At 36.3% G+C, this 16479-nt stretch carries 14 protein-coding genes, 1 pseudogene and 1 other annotated feature; of the genes and pseudogenes, 10 read left to right on the forward strand and 5 right to left on the reverse strand.

Annotation, left to right across the window (positions count from 1 at the left end):
* Nucleotides 1-156: pseudogene (locus tag BMW29_RS13905) on the forward strand (IS110 family transposase); the annotation flags it as partial.
* Between the two features lie 237 nt (nucleotides 157-393).
* Here BMW29_RS13905 and BMW29_RS13395 read toward each other — a convergent pair.
* Nucleotides 394-1158, reverse strand: coding sequence for an MBL fold metallo-hydrolase (locus tag BMW29_RS13395; protein WP_092654222.1), 765 nt, complete (start codon nucleotides 1156-1158; stop codon nucleotides 394-396).
* Between the two features lie 84 nt (nucleotides 1159-1242).
* Nucleotides 1243-1713 (reverse strand): GtrA family protein, encoded by a 471-nt coding sequence (locus BMW29_RS13400; protein WP_092654224.1) that lies wholly within the window; start codon nucleotides 1711-1713, stop codon nucleotides 1243-1245.
* A gap of 200 nt (nucleotides 1714-1913) precedes the next feature.
* Nucleotides 1914-2126 (forward strand) — a binding site (T-box leader).
* 77 nt (nucleotides 2127-2203) lie between these two features.
* Between BMW29_RS13400 and leuS the strand changes: the two genes are divergently transcribed.
* From leuS to BMW29_RS13420, 4 genes are all read left to right on the forward strand, one after another.
* The gene (gene leuS / locus BMW29_RS13405) at nucleotides 2204-4618 is read left to right on the forward strand and encodes a leucine--tRNA ligase (protein ID WP_092654226.1); all 2415 of its coding nucleotides are present in this window, start codon (nucleotides 2204-2206) and stop codon (nucleotides 4616-4618) included.
* Between the two features lie 114 nt (nucleotides 4619-4732).
* Nucleotides 4733-5164, forward strand: coding sequence for a VOC family protein (locus BMW29_RS13410; RefSeq protein WP_218139672.1), 432 nt, complete (start codon nucleotides 4733-4735; stop codon nucleotides 5162-5164).
* Between the two features lie 292 nt (nucleotides 5165-5456).
* On the forward strand, nucleotides 5457-6137 hold the full coding sequence (locus BMW29_RS13415) for an ABC transporter ATP-binding protein (protein ID WP_092654228.1): 681 nt from the start codon (nucleotides 5457-5459) through the stop codon (nucleotides 6135-6137).
* Complete coding sequence (locus tag BMW29_RS13420) at nucleotides 6138-7427, forward strand: ABC transporter permease (protein ID WP_092654230.1); 1290 nt, start codon at nucleotides 6138-6140, stop codon at nucleotides 7425-7427. It abuts the gene before it with no gap.
* 67 nt (nucleotides 7428-7494) lie between these two features.
* Here BMW29_RS13420 and BMW29_RS13425 read toward each other — a convergent pair whose 3' ends face one another.
* Entirely contained in the window at nucleotides 7495-8937 is a 1443-nt protein-coding gene (locus BMW29_RS13425) for a glycoside hydrolase family 1 protein (protein ID WP_092654232.1), read from the reverse strand.
* A gap of 263 nt (nucleotides 8938-9200) precedes the next feature.
* On the opposite strand from BMW29_RS13425, the gene BMW29_RS13430 reads away from it, so the two are divergent.
* Nucleotides 9201-10877 carry a putative polysaccharide biosynthesis protein gene (locus BMW29_RS13430; RefSeq protein WP_092654234.1) on the forward strand — a complete coding sequence of 559 codons (1677 nt, stop codon included), beginning with the start codon at nucleotides 9201-9203 and terminating at the stop codon, nucleotides 10875-10877.
* 65 nt (nucleotides 10878-10942) lie between these two features.
* Nucleotides 10943-11656 (forward strand): pseudouridine synthase, encoded by a 714-nt coding sequence (locus tag BMW29_RS13435; RefSeq protein WP_092654236.1) that lies wholly within the window; start codon nucleotides 10943-10945, stop codon nucleotides 11654-11656.
* Nucleotides 11657-11682: 26 nt separating this feature from the next.
* On the opposite strand, the gene BMW29_RS13440 is transcribed toward BMW29_RS13435, so the two are convergent.
* The gene (locus BMW29_RS13440) at nucleotides 11683-12555 is read right to left on the reverse strand and encodes an undecaprenyl-diphosphate phosphatase (RefSeq protein WP_092654238.1); all 873 of its coding nucleotides are present in this window, start codon (nucleotides 12553-12555) and stop codon (nucleotides 11683-11685) included.
* Between the two features lie 124 nt (nucleotides 12556-12679).
* Here BMW29_RS13440 and BMW29_RS13445 point away from each other — a divergent pair, with 124 nt between their 5' ends.
* From BMW29_RS13445 to BMW29_RS13455, 3 genes are all read left to right on the forward strand, one after another.
* Nucleotides 12680-13792 (forward strand): NAD(P)/FAD-dependent oxidoreductase, encoded by a 1113-nt coding sequence (locus BMW29_RS13445; RefSeq protein ID WP_092654239.1) that lies wholly within the window; start codon nucleotides 12680-12682, stop codon nucleotides 13790-13792.
* A 54-nt stretch (nucleotides 13793-13846) separates the two neighbouring features.
* Nucleotides 13847-14278 (forward strand): Rrf2 family transcriptional regulator, encoded by a 432-nt coding sequence (locus BMW29_RS13450; protein WP_092654241.1) that lies wholly within the window; start codon nucleotides 13847-13849, stop codon nucleotides 14276-14278.
* A gap of 73 nt (nucleotides 14279-14351) precedes the next feature.
* Nucleotides 14352-14987, forward strand: a complete 636-nt coding sequence (locus BMW29_RS13455; RefSeq protein ID WP_092654243.1) for an NAD(P)-dependent oxidoreductase — start codon at nucleotides 14352-14354, stop codon at nucleotides 14985-14987.
* Between the two features lie 50 nt (nucleotides 14988-15037).
* On the opposite strand, the gene BMW29_RS13460 is transcribed toward BMW29_RS13455, so the two are convergent.
* Nucleotides 15038-16078 (reverse strand): YdcF family protein, encoded by a 1041-nt coding sequence (locus tag BMW29_RS13460; RefSeq protein WP_092654246.1) that lies wholly within the window; start codon nucleotides 16076-16078, stop codon nucleotides 15038-15040.
* Between the last annotated feature and the right edge of the window lie 401 nt (nucleotides 16079-16479).

Here is a 16479-nt window from a genome sequence, read left to right on the forward strand (position 1 = left end):
GCTTCACAACATGATCCTGTCTTGAAAGCTTTTTATGAGAAGAAACGTTCCGAAGGAAAACATCATCTCACAGCACTTGGCGCTGTCTCTAGAAAGCTCTGCTATATTATTTTTGCCATTTTAAAGAAAAATGAAGCCTATGAAATTCGGCAATAGAACAATTTAAATTATTGCTTAGCAAGGTCTATTTGTTGTGCACTTATTTCTATTATTCTGCTTACTCATTTTTCAGTATATTGGCTTGACTTTATATAGTTAGTCTTTCTTTCTTTGAATTGAGCTTAGTATAACGAACCAATATGAAGCATATATGAAGTTGATGTATAGATGGTGTAAGTTTGAATTTGAAGGCAAAAAAACAGACGAAGCTTTAGGGCTTGGTCTGTTTTTGTTTTATAGATGGAGACTGAACTGTTCATATTTAAAAATGCCATTCCCTTGCTTCAATTTATTTTGGGTAGCAAGCTCTGTAAAAGCTTGGTCAATAGCTTCAATAATAGCAGGGTCAGGAGATAACTCAAAATGACCAGGAAAGATTTTTTGAGGATGTAACGCTTTTATTTTTTTGATAGAATGCATAAAATCTACAGGATTGGTTGTTGGATAAAAAGCGTCAAGCTTACCTGTATAGACTAAATCACCTGTAAATAAATAGCCAGTTTCTGCTTCATAGAAGCAGAGGTGTCCAGGTGAATGACCTGGTGTATGGATAACCTTTATGAGACGACTACCTAAATGAATCATGTCGCCATCTGCTAGGATTCTGCTTGGTTGACCTTGGAAAATTTCATATTGTTCAGAATCAAAGCCAACTGGAAAATCACAAGGTTTATGTAATAAGTTGCTCTTAACACCTGCTAACGGCACCGGGAATTTTTCAGTAAGCCAGCTTTCTTCTTCCTTATGTACAGCGATATTTTGAAAGTAGCGATGACCTCCAATATGATCCCAATGTACATGAGTTGTGACAACTTGGATAGGGTTTTTAGTTAATGAAGCGACAATCTCTTTCATATTTGCAACTCCTAAGCCAGTATCAATTAAAAGGCTTGATGTTTCTCCATTTAATAAGTAACAATGCGTTTGCTCCCAATGTTGATATTCACTAATCGCAAAAGTATTGCTGTCAATTTCTTCTATTGTGAACCAATCTTTCATGAGTCTTCCTCCGTTCTTTTGGATAAGAAAAAATACTTCCAATAACATTTATTTTAGTTGAAATGTTATTGGAAGTACAGCGGTTTATTTATTTTCAGCATTAATCAAACGTTTGCGGATATCTTCGCCACTCCGGTTTTGATTCTTAAAGACAATTCTTTTAGAAGTAGAATAATTAATTAATGCAGCAATTAAATTGGCCAGTGTTTTCGCAATAAGTGCGTGCCAGCCTAAGATTTCAATTGTTAGCCACATGGTGCAAGTATCAGCTAGCAGGGAAGTTCCTCTAAATGAAGCAAACTGAATCCATTCATGCCAAATGTTTTTAAAACCAGTAGTCTCACTTTTGAAGACACGATGACGACTGGTAATGAAGCCGAAGATAGTGGTCAAAATCCAAGCACCAATATTACTAGTAATCACAGAAAGATGGAGAATATTGGCAAATAAAAAATAAGTCACAATATTAATACCTGTCGCGAAAATACCCCAAAAAGCGTAGGTTAAAAAGGTTTGATATTGTAAATATGTACGTTTTATCAGTTCTTTCATCATGAGCCATCTCCTTTCAACTAGTCTTATTAATGACTAAAGTATCATAAGCCAAAAAGGAAAAGAAAGCAATATGAAGGAACTTTTTTTATAAAGATTTTTGACTTCATCATGATCAATTTAAAGTCAGTTATTTTTTTCAATAGTCTCTAAAGGATTGTTGCACCTTTACTTTAAATTTGGTAAACTAAAGGCAATATCGAATAGAAACAATGCGAAGGATTAGTAGTAAGCGATTTTTGTTAGAGAGTGCATGGTTGGTGGAAATGCATAAAAAAAACTTATGAACTCGCCTTTAAGGTTCCCTAGTTGAAAAATAAAGTAGGTTAGGGCGTGTCGCTCGCGTTAAGAGTAAGATGAGATCATGAAGCTTCATGATAAATATAGGTGGTACCACGAAGACATTCGTCCTATGATAACGAAACAAGTTTATTTTGTTTGGCTATCATAAGACGAATTTTTTTATTTTAATTGAAGAGGGGATGTTACAAAAATGAGTTACAATCATCAACAAATCGAGAAAAAGTGGCAAAAATATTGGGCAGGTCATAACTGTTTTAATACAACAGAAGATTCAAATAAAGAAAATTTTTATGCATTAGATATGTTCCCATATCCATCTGGTCAAGGCTTGCATGTAGGGCATCCAGAAGGGTATACAGCAACAGATATTCTTTCAAGAATGAAACGGATGCAAGGGTTTAATGTGCTGCATCCAATGGGATGGGATGCTTTTGGTTTACCTGCGGAACAATATGCTTTAGATACTGGAAATGACCCAGCTGAATTTACGAAGCACAATATTGAAACGTTTCGTCGTCAAATTAATTCTTTAGGTTTCAGCTATGATTGGAACCGTGAAATCAATACGACTGACCCAAGTTATTATAAATGGACGCAGTGGATTTTCACAAAATTATTTGAAAAAGGCTTAGCCTATGAAGCTGAGGTAGCAGTCAACTGGGTACCAGAGCTTGGAACGGTTATTTCTAATGAAGAAGTCATTGATGGGAAAAGTGAACGTGGCGGCTATACTGTTTATCGTAAGCCGATGCGTCAATGGATGCTGAAAATCACAGCATATGCGGATCGTTTAATTGATGATTTAGAAGAAGTGGATTGGCCTGAAAGTATTAAAGATATGCAACGCAATTGGATTGGTCGCTCTGAAGGAGCAAATGTTACCTTTAAAATAGCTGATACTGAGAAAGACTTTACTGTTTTCACGACACGTCCAGATACGTTGTTTGGTGCGACTTATGCGGTATTAGCGCCAGAGCATGAGCTTGTGAAGGAAATTATGACTGATGAACAATCAGCTGCTGTGCTAGATTATGTGAAGCAGGCAGAGCTGAAAAATGATTTAGATCGTACGGATTTAGCGAAAGAAAAAACAGGGGTATTTACTGGCGCTTATGCAATCAATCCAGTGAATGGTAAAAAAATTCCGATTTGGATTGCTGATTATGTCTTGATTTCATATGGGACTGGCGCAATTATGGCGGTACCTGCTCATGATGAACGTGATTATGACTTCGCTAAAACTTTTGATTTAGAAATCTTGCCAGTGTTAGAGGGTGGCGATGTTACAAAAGAGCCATTTACTGGTGATGGGCCACATATTCACTCTGAATTTTTAGATGGAATGGGCAAAGAAGAAGCGATTACAACTGCGATTAATTGGTTGGAAGAGCAGCAAGTTGGGAAGAAAGAGGTTTCTTATCGTTTACGTGATTGGTTATTCTCTCGTCAACGTTATTGGGGTGAGCCAATTCCTGTTATTCACTGGGAAGATGGAACAACAACAACGATTCCAGAAGAGGAATTACCACTTATTTTACCAAAAACAACTGAAATTAAGCCTAGTGGAACGGGTGAATCACCATTAGCAAATATTGCGGATTGGGTGAATGTTGTTGATCCTGAAACTGGGAAAAAAGGACGTCGTGAAACCAATACAATGCCACAATGGGCGGGTAGCTCATGGTATTACTTGCGCTATATTGATCCACATAATAAAGAAGCGATTGCTAGCAAAGAGAAGCTAGAGCGTTGGCTGCCTGTTGATATTTATATTGGTGGCGCAGAGCATGCGGTACTTCACTTATTATATGCGCGCTTCTGGCATAAATTCTTGTATGATATTGGTGTTGTTTCAACGAAGGAACCATTCCAAAAATTATATAATCAAGGCATGATTTTAGGTGCAAACAACGAGAAGATGTCTAAATCAAAAGGAAATGTTGTGAATCCTGATGATGTTGTTGAAAAATATGGTGCAGATACGCTACGCCTATATGAAATGTTTATGGGACCATTGGATGCTTCAATTGCTTGGAGTGAAAATGGACTTGAGGGTAGCCGCAAATTCTTAGATCGTGTCTGGCGCTTGATTGTTGATGAAGAGGGCAAAATGCGCGACCGTATTACAACCTTTAATGATGGCAGCTTAGATAAGGTTTATCATCAAACAGTGAAAAAAGTGACAGAAGACTATGAAGCCATGCGCTTTAATACAGGCATTTCACAATTAATGATATTTGTGAATGAAGCCTATAAAGCAAATGCATTACCAATTGCTTATATCGAAGGCTTTGTAAAATTATTAGCACCAATTGCCCCTCATATTAGTGAAGAGCTATGGTCAATTCTTGGAAATGAAGGCAGCTTAACTTATGTACCATGGCCAGCCTTTGATGCACAATATTTAGTGGAAGATGAAGTAGAAGTGATTTTCCAAGTAAATGGAAAATTAAAAGCTAAGGTTCATGTTTCAAAAGATATGGCAAAAGAAGAGATGGAAAAATTAGCACTTGAAAATGAGCAAATTGCTCAAGCAATTGCAGGGAAAACAGTGCGTAAAGTCATTGCCGTTCCTGGTAAACTAGTGAATATTGTTGCGAATTAATGCTAAAAATCAAAACTCCCTTTGCAAAAAGGGAGTTTTTTAGTACAAACTATTCGAATTTCAAGTTGTCACATGCTATACTGACGCTGTAAAAAGCAAGGATAAAAATGGGGAATGGGGGAGATTTTAGTGCCTTTAGCGGTTTATTTAAACTTTAGAAATGAATCAAAGGAAGCAATTGCGTTTTATGAAAAAGTCTTTGAGACAACTTGTACAGGCTTGATGACTTATGGGGATATGCCATCAGATGGTAAGCTGCCAATGGATGATGCAACGAAGCAATTGGTGCTCAATGCAAATCTTGAAGTAGAGGGGACAGCAATCATGTTTTCTGATATTCCAGAAGGGATGGGTGTTTCTTATCAACCAGGGGATAATATTACTTTAGTGATTGATACAACAGATGAAGTAAAGCTCACTCGTCAATTTAACGCCTTAGCAAAAGAAGGCAAAATTATCATGCCCTTGGAAAAAACTTTTTGGTCAGATAAATATGGACATGTGATTGATAAATTTGGTATTGGTTGGCAGTTTAGTCTAAAATAATAGTAAAATGTAACAGCTAAAGAACAGTTGAAGGCTACCTATAAAAGTAGTCTGCAACTGTTCTTTGTTTTTTAGTTAGATACAAATAGTAGATTTTGTTTTTTAGCGTATCAGAGCGTACTTTTTTTCCAAAATCAATCCGTCTTGGGACACTGAATAAATACAACTCTGGTCCCATGACAAAGAGATGGTATTCCCTCAGAATAAGATAGTGTGATAGACGCAAGGCGATAATAAATATACATAGCCATCATCATTACTTGCAAAAAAATCAAATTATTGGAGGGATAGTATGTCAGTCATAGAAGCAAAAAACTTAAAAAGAAGCTATGGTAAAAATGAATCAAAGTTTGAAGCTTTAAAAGGTGTAGATGTAAAAATTGAAAAAGGAGAATCCGTGGCAATTGTTGGGAAAAGTGGTTCAGGAAAGTCTACATTAATGCATCTTTTAGCCTTATTAGATCACCCTAGTTCAGGGGAAATCTTATTAAACGATCAAAATACAACAAATATTAAAACAAAAGAATTGAATAAATTAAGAAATGAATCATTTGGGTTTGTTTTTCAACAATTCTTTATGAACACCAAGGATACGGTTTTAAACAATGTGATGCTTCCTTTAAAAATAGCAGGCATTTCAGCTGGTAAACGTAAAAAGATGGCAATGGCAGCCTTAAAGGAAGTTGAATTAGATGATAAAGCCTCTAATAAAGCCAATGATTTATCAGGTGGACAAAAGCAACGTGTTTGTATTGCGCGTGCTTTAGTCAATAATCCACAAATCATTTTTGCGGATGAGCCAACAGGAAACCTAGATTCAAAGACAGGGGTAAAAGTAGAGCAAATCTTGTTTGATTTAAATAAAAAACAAGGGATTACTTTAATTATTGTAACCCATGATGATGAGTTGGCAGCTCGCTGTGACCGTCAAATTCATATTATAGATGGCAACATTGTAAAGGACGTGAAATAAATGAAATTTGGTGATATTTTAAAATCTGCATGTACAAATTTAATGCGTAATAAAGGTAGAACAATTTTGACGATTGTTGCAATTTTTATTGGTTCATTTACCATTGCATTAACAAATGGTGTGAATATTGGTGTAAATGATTATATTGATAAGCAAGTAAGTGGTGTTGGTGGTGATGATATGATGCTCATTTCACCTAAAGCAACGGTTAGTATGGGAAATACTGATGAACCACAAAAATATGATCCAGAGAAGAAAACTTCAACAATGAGTCAAAATGCTACTTTAAATGATAAAGATGTTGAAACGATTAAAGAAATGGATGGCATGAAAGATGCAGATTCTGTGAAGTCTTATTCAATCAATTATATATCGGGAGCAAGTGATGAAAAATATGTCTTTTCTTCAATGCCGATTTTAGGTAGTCTTGAAGTTGATCTTGAAGCAGGAAAAAGTGTGAATCAAGAGTCTAAAGATTTTGAAATTAATTTAGCACCTGAATTTGTCAAGTCTCTTGGTTATAAATCTGCTGAAGATGCAGTTGGGAAAACAGTTAAGTTAAGCACGACTGCTAGTGCAACAGGTGAAGAAACGATTGTTGAAGCTAAAATTGTTGGTGTTCGTAATCAGAGTTTAATGCAAGGCGGAAATTCTTTATTAAATCAAGCGTTGATTGATGAGTTATCTGCTATTGGTGAGCAAGGTTTACCTGAATCTATGCTAGGTCAATATGGGATGGTAGTTGCTACAATGGACAAAGCAACTTACTCTTCAGATAAAGAGATTGCTGACTTAAAAGAACGTTTAGGTGAGGCTGGCTATGCAGGGCAGACTGTTGACGATGAGATTGGGATGATTCGTAATATTATCAATGCCATTACAGGTGTTCTGACAATGTTTGGTGCCATTGCTTTGTTAGCAGCTAGCTTTGGGATTGTGAATACATTATTTATGTCTGTACAAGAACGTACAAGAGAAATTGGTTTAATGAAAGCAATGGGCTTAAGCAGTGGGAAAGTATTCTCAATCTTTAGTATTGAAGCTGCTTTAATCGGATTTTTAGGTTCTGTTTTAGGAATTTTGGGTGCAGCTGGAGTAGGTAATCTTGTGAATGGGATTGCTTCGGATTCTTTCCTTAGCTCATTAACTGGATTTACCTTGATTCAATTCTCTTGGAGTTCATCAGGTGCGATTATTTTAATCATCATGGCGATTGCTTTCTTAGCTGGAACTTTACCAGCGCGCCGTGCAGCAAAACTTGATCCAATTGAATCTTTAAGATATGAATAATAGATTCATCAAATTGAAAAGACCAACATCACTTGTTAAAAAATGATGTTGGTTTTTTTCATGCATATTAATTATTCGCTAAATTTGCGCCATTTGTTGCAATGACTTGTTGATACCAATCAAATGATTTTTTCTTATAGCGGTTCATGGTTCCGTTACCCTCATCATCTAAGTCAACATAAATGAAGCCATAGCGTTTGGCCATTTCCCCAGTTGAAGCACTGACTAAATCAATACAGCCCCAAGGTGTATACGCAAATAAATCAACGCCATCAAGACGAATGGCTTTTTCCATTTCTTCAATATGTTTTCTTAGATAATCAATCCGATAATCATCTGTAACATAGAAATTTGCATCTGGTTGATCAATTGCACCTAAGCCATTTTCAGAGATGTATAATGGGACACCATAACGACCATATAAGTCACATAAAGCAATACGCAACCCAACAGGATCAATTTCCCAACCCCATTCACTTGCTTCTAGGAAAGGATTTTTGACACCACCAAAGAAGTTTCCTTGAGATTTATCTGAGTGCTCAGGGTTCTTAGAAAAGGCTGATGACATATAGTAACTAAACGAAAGATAATCTACAGTATGTTCCTTCATTAAGTCTAATTCCCCAGGTTGGATGTCTAAGGTAATATTGTTACGTTCAAAATATTTTAACGCATAAGTTGGATATTCCCCGCGGACTTGAACATCATTACAGAAATAGTTAAACATACGATTTTCTTCGACCATTCCCATGACATTATCAGGGTTTGAATCATAGGCATACATGGTTGCGTAAATACTCATACAGCCAATTTTTATATCAGGATTTAGTTCATGCGCAATCTTGACTGCTTTTGAGCTCGCAACAAATTGGTTGTGTAATGCTTGAAAATTATTTTGTAGAGATTCATTACGCATACCTAAGGTAAAGAAAGAACCTAGAATACCTGTGTTGATTTCATTGAAGGTCATCCAATAAGTAACTTTTTTATGGAATCGTTCTAAGATTGTACGGGCATATTTTTCAAATAGATCAATTAATTGACGGTTTTTCCAACCACCATATTCTTTGACTAAATGTAAAGGTGTTTCATAATGAGAAATGGTAATAGTTGGTTCAATATTGTGTTTTTTTAATTCATCAATGACATTTTCATAATATTGTAGGCCTGCTTCATTAGGCTCTGCATCATCTCCATTAGGGAAAATACGTGCCCATGAAATAGACATTCTAAAGGTTTTAAAGCCCATTTCTGCAAATAACGCAATATCTTCTTGATAGCGATGGTAGAAATCAATTCCTACGTGGTTTGGATAGGTATATTTAGCTTCATTAATTTCTAGTGGATAATCATTTGATCGTAGAAGCGCCATTCTTTCTTTCCCACCTGGAGAGATATCAGCAATGGTTAGCCCTTTTCCTCCTTCTAAATAAGCACCTTCAAATTGGTTTGCAGCAGTTGCGCCACCCCATAAAAATCCTTTAGGAAATGTTGCTTTTAATTCTGTCATTTGATAGACCCCTCTCAATTTTGTTGAATTTGAATACGGTTTCAATATAACATATGTAATCCATTACAGGTCAAGCATATTCTTTTTTGTGGGCTAAGCTAGAGTGAATCAAGCTTGGTAGGATAAGGAACCGATTTATTTGAAGAAAAATCGTACATGAAACCTTAATATTTTATTTAAAATTAGAGAAAGGATTGCATGAAAACGAGATTCAGCGTATCATATATAAAGACAGAAAATAAAGATGAGAGTAGGATTTGTGTATGCAAGATTCCCGTTCTAATAATATAAATACGACAGAAGCAAAAACTTCAAAACAAAAAATGATTAGTGGCTCGGCCTGGATGACTGCAGGTTCGATGTTTTCTAGAATATTAGGTGCGATTTATGTCATTCCTTGGTTAATTTGGTTAGGGAAAGATTCTGGCGCCAATACTTTATTCGGCTATGGTTATGTTCCCTATACGATTTTTCTTAGTATTGCATCAGCAGGGATTCCATCAGCTATTGCCAAGCAGGTTGCACGGTATAATGCAGTCGGTGAATATAAAACAAGTAATAAGTTATTTAGGCAAGGATTACTTTTAATGATTGGGACAGGGATTATTTGCTTCCTTGTGATGTTCTTTGGTGCAGAAATGATTGCTAAGTGGACTGTGGCAGGGAAAACCGATACGCTTTTTCCAATTACAGATGTAGCAAAGGTGATTCGTTCTCTTAGCTGGGCATTGCTAGTGATTCCAGCTATGAGTTTGGTACGAGGGTATTTCCAGGGGTATCAAAACATGGTGCCATCAGCCACCTCTCAAATGATTGAGCAAATTTTCCGTGTTATTTTTATGCTAGGTGCAACTTTTACCATTATGAAGTTGTGGAATGGTCAAGTGGTTGACGCTGTTACAGCATCAACATTTGCTGCTTTTATAGGCGCACTTTTTAGCTGTGGTTTATTGTTTTATTACTGGGTCAAAGCGAAGCCAAGTTTGGAGCGAAATCTGATGGAGAGTCGCAATCAGATGGACTTTTCAACAATGGAAATTTTTAAAGAAATGATTGCTACAGCGATTCCGTTTATTTTAGTTGGAACAGCCATTCCTATTTATCAACAAATTGATCAGTTTTCTTTTGTAAAGATTATGACGGATTCGGTTGGGATTGCCACTAAAACCGCAGAGGTAACGTTTGGTATCGTGAATTTTAATACCAATAAATTAATTATGATTATTATCTCCTTAGCCATTGCAATTGCTACAACTGTTTTACCATTAATTACAGAGTCCTATACAAATGGTAAAATCGGTGCTGTGAGAACCCAAGTGTCTGAAGCCATTCAATTGTTTTTCTTTGTGATGCTACCTGCTGCTTTTGGGATGGCAGCCATTGCTGGACCAATGTACACGATTTTTTATGGCTATAGTGCAAATGGTGAGTGGGTATTAATTGCTGCTAGTATATCCAGTATTTTACTTGGCTTATTTACCCTAATTGCCTCAATTGCACAAGGTGTCGAGCAACAAAAATTCTCTATTTTAGCGCTTGGTGTGGGAATTGTGGTGAAAATGATCACACAGTATCCCCTTGTTTTCATGTTCAAAGAGTACGGTATTATTTTATCAACCAGTTTTGGGTTTACTGTATCTTGTATCATGATTGCCATGTCGTTGAAATCAAAATTAAATATGCAGTTTAAATTAATGCTGAAGCGGATCTTGCTGATTATTTTGATGACGGCCATTATGCTGATTGTGACCTTGCTTGCTAAAATGATTTTTGGTTGGTTTTTAAATGAAGCCTCTCGTGGACAAGCCTTTATTTTAGTGATGCTATGTGTAGCTGTAGCAGGTGGAACCTATGGCTATTTAGCGCTGAAAATCAGATTAGCTGATAAGTTGCTAGGTGATAAAGTGGCTGGTTTAAGAAGAAAATTAAAGATCAAATAAATAAATGAATGAACACCTTTCAATTCAATTGGGAGGTGTCTTTCTTTCAAAAAGGAGTAGAAGTGATGCGTTTAGATAAGTTATTGACTCATACAGGATTTGGTACAAGAAAATCAATTAAGCCATTATTAAAGTCGGGCCAAGTTTTAGTGAATCAGACCATTCAAAAGGATGGAAAGTTTCAAGTGAATCCAGAAAAAGATATGGTGGTTGTTTCAGGGGAACAGGTGCATTATCAGGAGTTTATTTATTTGATGTTAAATAAACCACAAGGAGTAATCAGTGCGACTGAAGATCGTGAGCATGAAACCGTAATTGATTTATTAGATCAACGCGATTGTGTACTAGCACCATTTCCAGTAGGCAGATTAGATAAGGATACAGAAGGCTTATTACTTTTAACCAATGATGGCACATTGTCTCATCAATTATTATCTCCCAAAAAGCATGTGGATAAATGTTATCTTGCAAAAGTGCGTGGTGAAGTGACTGCAACTGATATTGATTTTTTTGCAAATGGTGTGACGCTAAAGGATGGGTATACTTGTAAAGCCGCACAATTAAGTGTACGGCAAGTTGTGGATGGTTATTCTGATATTGAGGTCATTATCCAAGAAGGAAAGTATCATCAAGTAAAACGGATGTTTGAAGCTTGTGGCAAGCAAGTCTTGTATCTAAAACGGATTTCAATGGGGACTTTGCAATTAGATGAAACCTTAGAGCTTGGTGCATATCGTGCGTTGACTGATGAAGAGCTAACTGCATTAAAAAACAGCTGAGAAAATTTTTCTCAGCTGCTTTTTTGTTATTGACTAAATAATAAGAAATAACCAAGCACGATTACACCTAAAATAATGCGGTAGTAACCAAAAGCTTTAAAGTCATTTTTCTTAATGTAAGTCATTAAGAATTTAATCGCAATAATGGACACAATAAAGGAAACGATTGTTCCAGTTAAAAGTATCGCCACTTCCATTCCTGTAAAGCTTAGACCAAATTTGAATAATTTCAATGCACTTGCACCAAACATCACTGGAATGGCTAAGAAGAAAGAAAATTCAGCCGCAATAAAGCGAGAGGTTCCAAGTAAAATCGCACCTAAAATAGTTGCGCCAGAACGAGAGGTTCCAGGAATTAAAGCTAGGACTTGAAACACACCAATCAACGCAGCTGTCTTGTAAGACAGTTGTGCAAATGTTGTGATTTTTGCTTGACGGTTTTTGTTGCGGTTCTCTAAGATAATGAACAGCACACCGTAGATGATTAAAGTAATTGCAACCGTAAGGTAATTATAGAAGACACGATCAATGTCATCATCAAATTTTAGCCCAATAATTGCTGCAGGGATTGTTGCAACCAAAACTTTCATCCATAAAGAAATTGTTTCGATAGTTGCTGGTACCACTTTTTTCTTTCGGAATACCTTGTTATAAAAGTTCTTGATGAGTTGCCAAAATTCACCGAAAGGATTCAATTTGTTAAAATACAGTACAACGACTGCCATAATGGCACCTAATTGAATAACAACGAAAAACATTGATTTGAAGGCATCTGAGGCATCTAATTTGATAAATTCATCAAATAAAATCATATGACCTGTACTACTGATTGGTAACCATTCAGTAACACCTTCGACAATTCCTAAAAGAACGGCTTTTAAAATTTCAAAAAAAACCATTAATTCACGTCCTTTATTTTTTTATTTATTATGACACAGAATCTAGTATAATCTATTTATGAAGAATCTACTAATGATTTTATAAAAATTTAAGATAATTTCGTGAGAAAAGGGGAGCAGGCTGATGGCTAAGAAGAAAAAAATGATCATTGTTGGTGGCGGTATTGTTGGGATGACGGCTGCTTATTTGTTGGCTAAGGCCGCACAAGAGGTGATTGTGATTGATGCAGCTGAAAAAGGGCAAGCAACACAAGCGGCAGCTGGGATTATTTGTCCTTGGCTTTCTAAAAGAAGAAATAAGGTTTGGTATACCTTAGCTAAAAATGGGGCACGTTATTATACTGAATTGATTCCCATGCTAGAAAAAGATACAGGGTTAGATACGAGCTATCGCCAAAATGGGGCTATCTTGCTACGAGACAGCGTAGAGAAGATTGAGCTGCTGAGTCTGCTTGCGGAGGAAAGAAGGCTGGAGGCGCCAGAAATCGGCGAAATCACACCACTTTCTGCTGCAGAGCTAGAAACAAAGGCACCTTTTTTAAATCAGGATTATCATGGGTTATTTGTGAGTGGCGGGGCTCGGATTGAAGGACTGACATTGCTTCAATCACTACGAGCAGGAGCTGCGCAATTTGGTGCCACCTTTGTTGAAGGAAAAGCGATCTTTAATGAACAAAAGAAAATTGAGGTTGCAGGAGAAGTCTATGATGGGGATGTGCTTTTGTTAGCGAATGGTGCTTGGATGAAGGAGCTGTTGGTGCCGTTAAATTTGGAAGCTGATGTGATTGCTCAAAAAGGTCAGCTGCTTGTGTTGCAATTAGCCAATCTGGAAACGGATGAATGGCCTGTTGTTTTACCGCCAAGTACAAAAAATATTGTGCCTTTTGATGATGGAAAGGTCATTATTGGTGCGACACATGAGAAGGGAAAAGGCTTTGATTTAGTCGTTACAGAGGAGGCCATCCAAGAAATTCAAGCCGATATTGCACCTTTTTCTACTATGCTGGCAGAAGCTACTATTGAGCAAGTGACAGTAGGCACTAGACCCTATACTTCGGATTTTTCACCAATGATAGGTTCATTGCCAACAGCACCTCATATTTTTCTTGCTAATGGCTTGGGTGCTTCTGGGTTAACGGTTGGGCCTTATGCAGGGAAGTTACTGGCAGATTTAGCTTTGGAAAATCCAATTGAGATTGATTTAACTGCTTATCAACCAAAAGATAAAATCAAATAGTTGACAAAAGAATAACTTGTAACTATAATGGTTACAAGTAGAGAGGTGATCATTATGGAAATTTCAACAAAATTTACTGTAGCTGTTCACGTCATGACTCTTTTAGCTTTAAATAAAGACAAAGAGCTGACTTCAGCCTATCTTGCAGGAAGTGTCAATACAAATCCTGTGGTGATTAGACGCATTATGGGACAGCTCAAGCAAGCGGATTTGATTCTCACAAAAGCAGGTGTAGCTGGGGCTGTTTTAACAAGGTCACCAGAAGATATCAGCTTGTTAGCCATTTATCGAGCTGTGATTCAGCAACCAACTTTGTTTGGGATGCATCAAGATACAAATCTTACTTGTACAGTAGGTGCAACCATTCAACAAGCTTTAGAAGGGCATCTTTTGGCGGCTCAGCAAGCGATGGAAGCAAGTTTGGCAAATGTTTCATTAGCTGACATCATCGCATCAATCCATGTGTTAACAAATGAAAAGAAATAGGATACGTCTGAAGTCTTTTCTTTTTAAATATCCTGTAACCGAAATGGTTACAATAAAAATAGGGGGAATCATCATGAAAATAGGTATTATTGGAGCAAGTGGCAAAGCAGGAGATTTTATTATGAAAGAAGCACTTAGCAGAGGCAATGAGGTTACAGCAATTGTTCGTACTGCAAGTAAAATTAGTGAGGAAAATGTTACCATTTTGGAAAAGGATTTATATAATTTAACGGCGGCAGATCTTGCTGGTTTTGATGTTGTTGTAGATGCATTTAATGCAGCACCAGGCAAGGAAGAAATGCACAAAACTTCAATCGAACATTTATTGACACTTTTAAAAGGCAATGACCACACACGTTTAGTTGTTGTGGGTGGAGCTGGAAGCTTGTTTGTGGATGAAGCTGAAACAGCCCGTGTGATGGAGACACCAGATTTTCCAGCTGCCTTTTTACCAACAGCTAAAAATATGGGGGCTGCATTAGACTTACTTGAAGGAACTAAAGATGTGTTGTGGACGTATCTGAGCCCAGCAGCAATGTTTGTTGCAGATGGTGCAAGAACGGGTAGCTATACATTGGGTGGTAATTTATTACAGGTAAATAGTCAAGGTGAAAGTACGATTAGCTATGCTGATTATGCGATTGCCATGCTAGATGAAATTGAACAGGGAAAACACTTCCATGAAAGAATTTCTGTTGTGTCTAAGTAAGGTTGAAAAACTGCTCATTCTCTTAAAGGATGAGCAGTTTTTTTGATTGGCTAAACAATGACTTCATTAGAAATTAATAGCATAGCAAGAAACATTAAACCAACTAAACCTAACAGAATGATATGCCATTTTTTATGCATCATCACAACAGCAATAAATTCTCTTAACATCGCATTTGGCCAAAAATAAAGGGCTGTTTTTGCACCAATTCCTTGACTCTTTAGACCAGCTTTCTTCGCATATAAGCCAGCTCTAAATAAATGGTAATTATTGGTTGAAAAAATACTTTTATAGGGTTTACCTTGCATCCGGTCATCCATAATTTTCTTAGAAAAGCTCATATTTTCAAAAGAATTTCTAGACTGATCTTCAATTAAAGTATCTTCAAACGGAATGCCTTGTAGGAGTGCATACTTTTGCATAGCAGTGGCCTCTGATAATTTTTCATCAGGCCCTTGTCCACCTGAAAAAAGTAGCTTTGGTGGTGTTGTTACTTGTTCTTGTTTATGATAAAAATTGATAGCTTTATTAATTCTTGCGGCAAGTAAAGGGGGAACGATTTCGCCATTAATTAAGCCACTTCCAAGAACGATCACAAAATCTTTATTCTTTTTCGGAGAATAGAATTGATAGATGAGTGAAGCGACCAAAAAATTGACGAAAATAAAGAAGAAATAGAGTATCACAAGATAAACATAGGCAATCATAAATGTGACATTGGCAGGTAATAAGACACTGACATTAAAGAATGAGAACATTAACATAGCTAATATGCCAATTCCTAAAAATAAAGTTAATAGATTAGCTGGACTTCTTCCTTCCTTTTTCATCACAATCCGTGCATTCCAGAACGAAGCAACCATGAGAATAAAGGCGCCGAATAAAAGAATCATAACACCGACAATCATTATGATGAGGCTAATGCCTACCAGAATAGCATTTTGAGAACTATAGGCAATCATAATGAAAGAAATAAGTGCGGTGAATAAGAATAGATTAAATAAAAAGCCATTAATGATTTTTCTGCGATCTTGGAGATAAGAGATTAAAAAGATGAGAAAGAAAAATGCTGGAACACCATATAAAAGCAAATAAAGAACCTCCTTTAATTTTTTAACTTTATTTATTATAACAAAAAAGTGCGGGAGACGTATAGTTTGTATGTGAGAGGTAGTGTTTTTTTTGCTTGTTAAATTTACGAAATGAAAATTTTTTTATTATCTTTGTATCGTTAAAAATAGGGATATATCCGTTTTTTAAGAGGTTTTGATTTTAGGTTAAAGTAAAAGGTGTGATGTTGTCTAGGTGCTTGATTGATAGGGATTGACAGTGATTTTTATTCCGTTATAATGTAGTTTGCAAGTAACAACTGTTAATTGCAACAGTAAATTCCTGTACTTTTAATATGTATAATATTGCTTTAGGGTGTTGATTTGATAACATTCTAAAGCTTTTTCTTTTCTTGTTCTAAAAATTGTAAAAAACAGTTGTT

Source organism: Isobaculum melis, assembly GCF_900111355.1.
GTDB classification, from domain to species: domain Bacteria; phylum Bacillota; class Bacilli; order Lactobacillales; family Carnobacteriaceae; genus Isobaculum; species Isobaculum melis.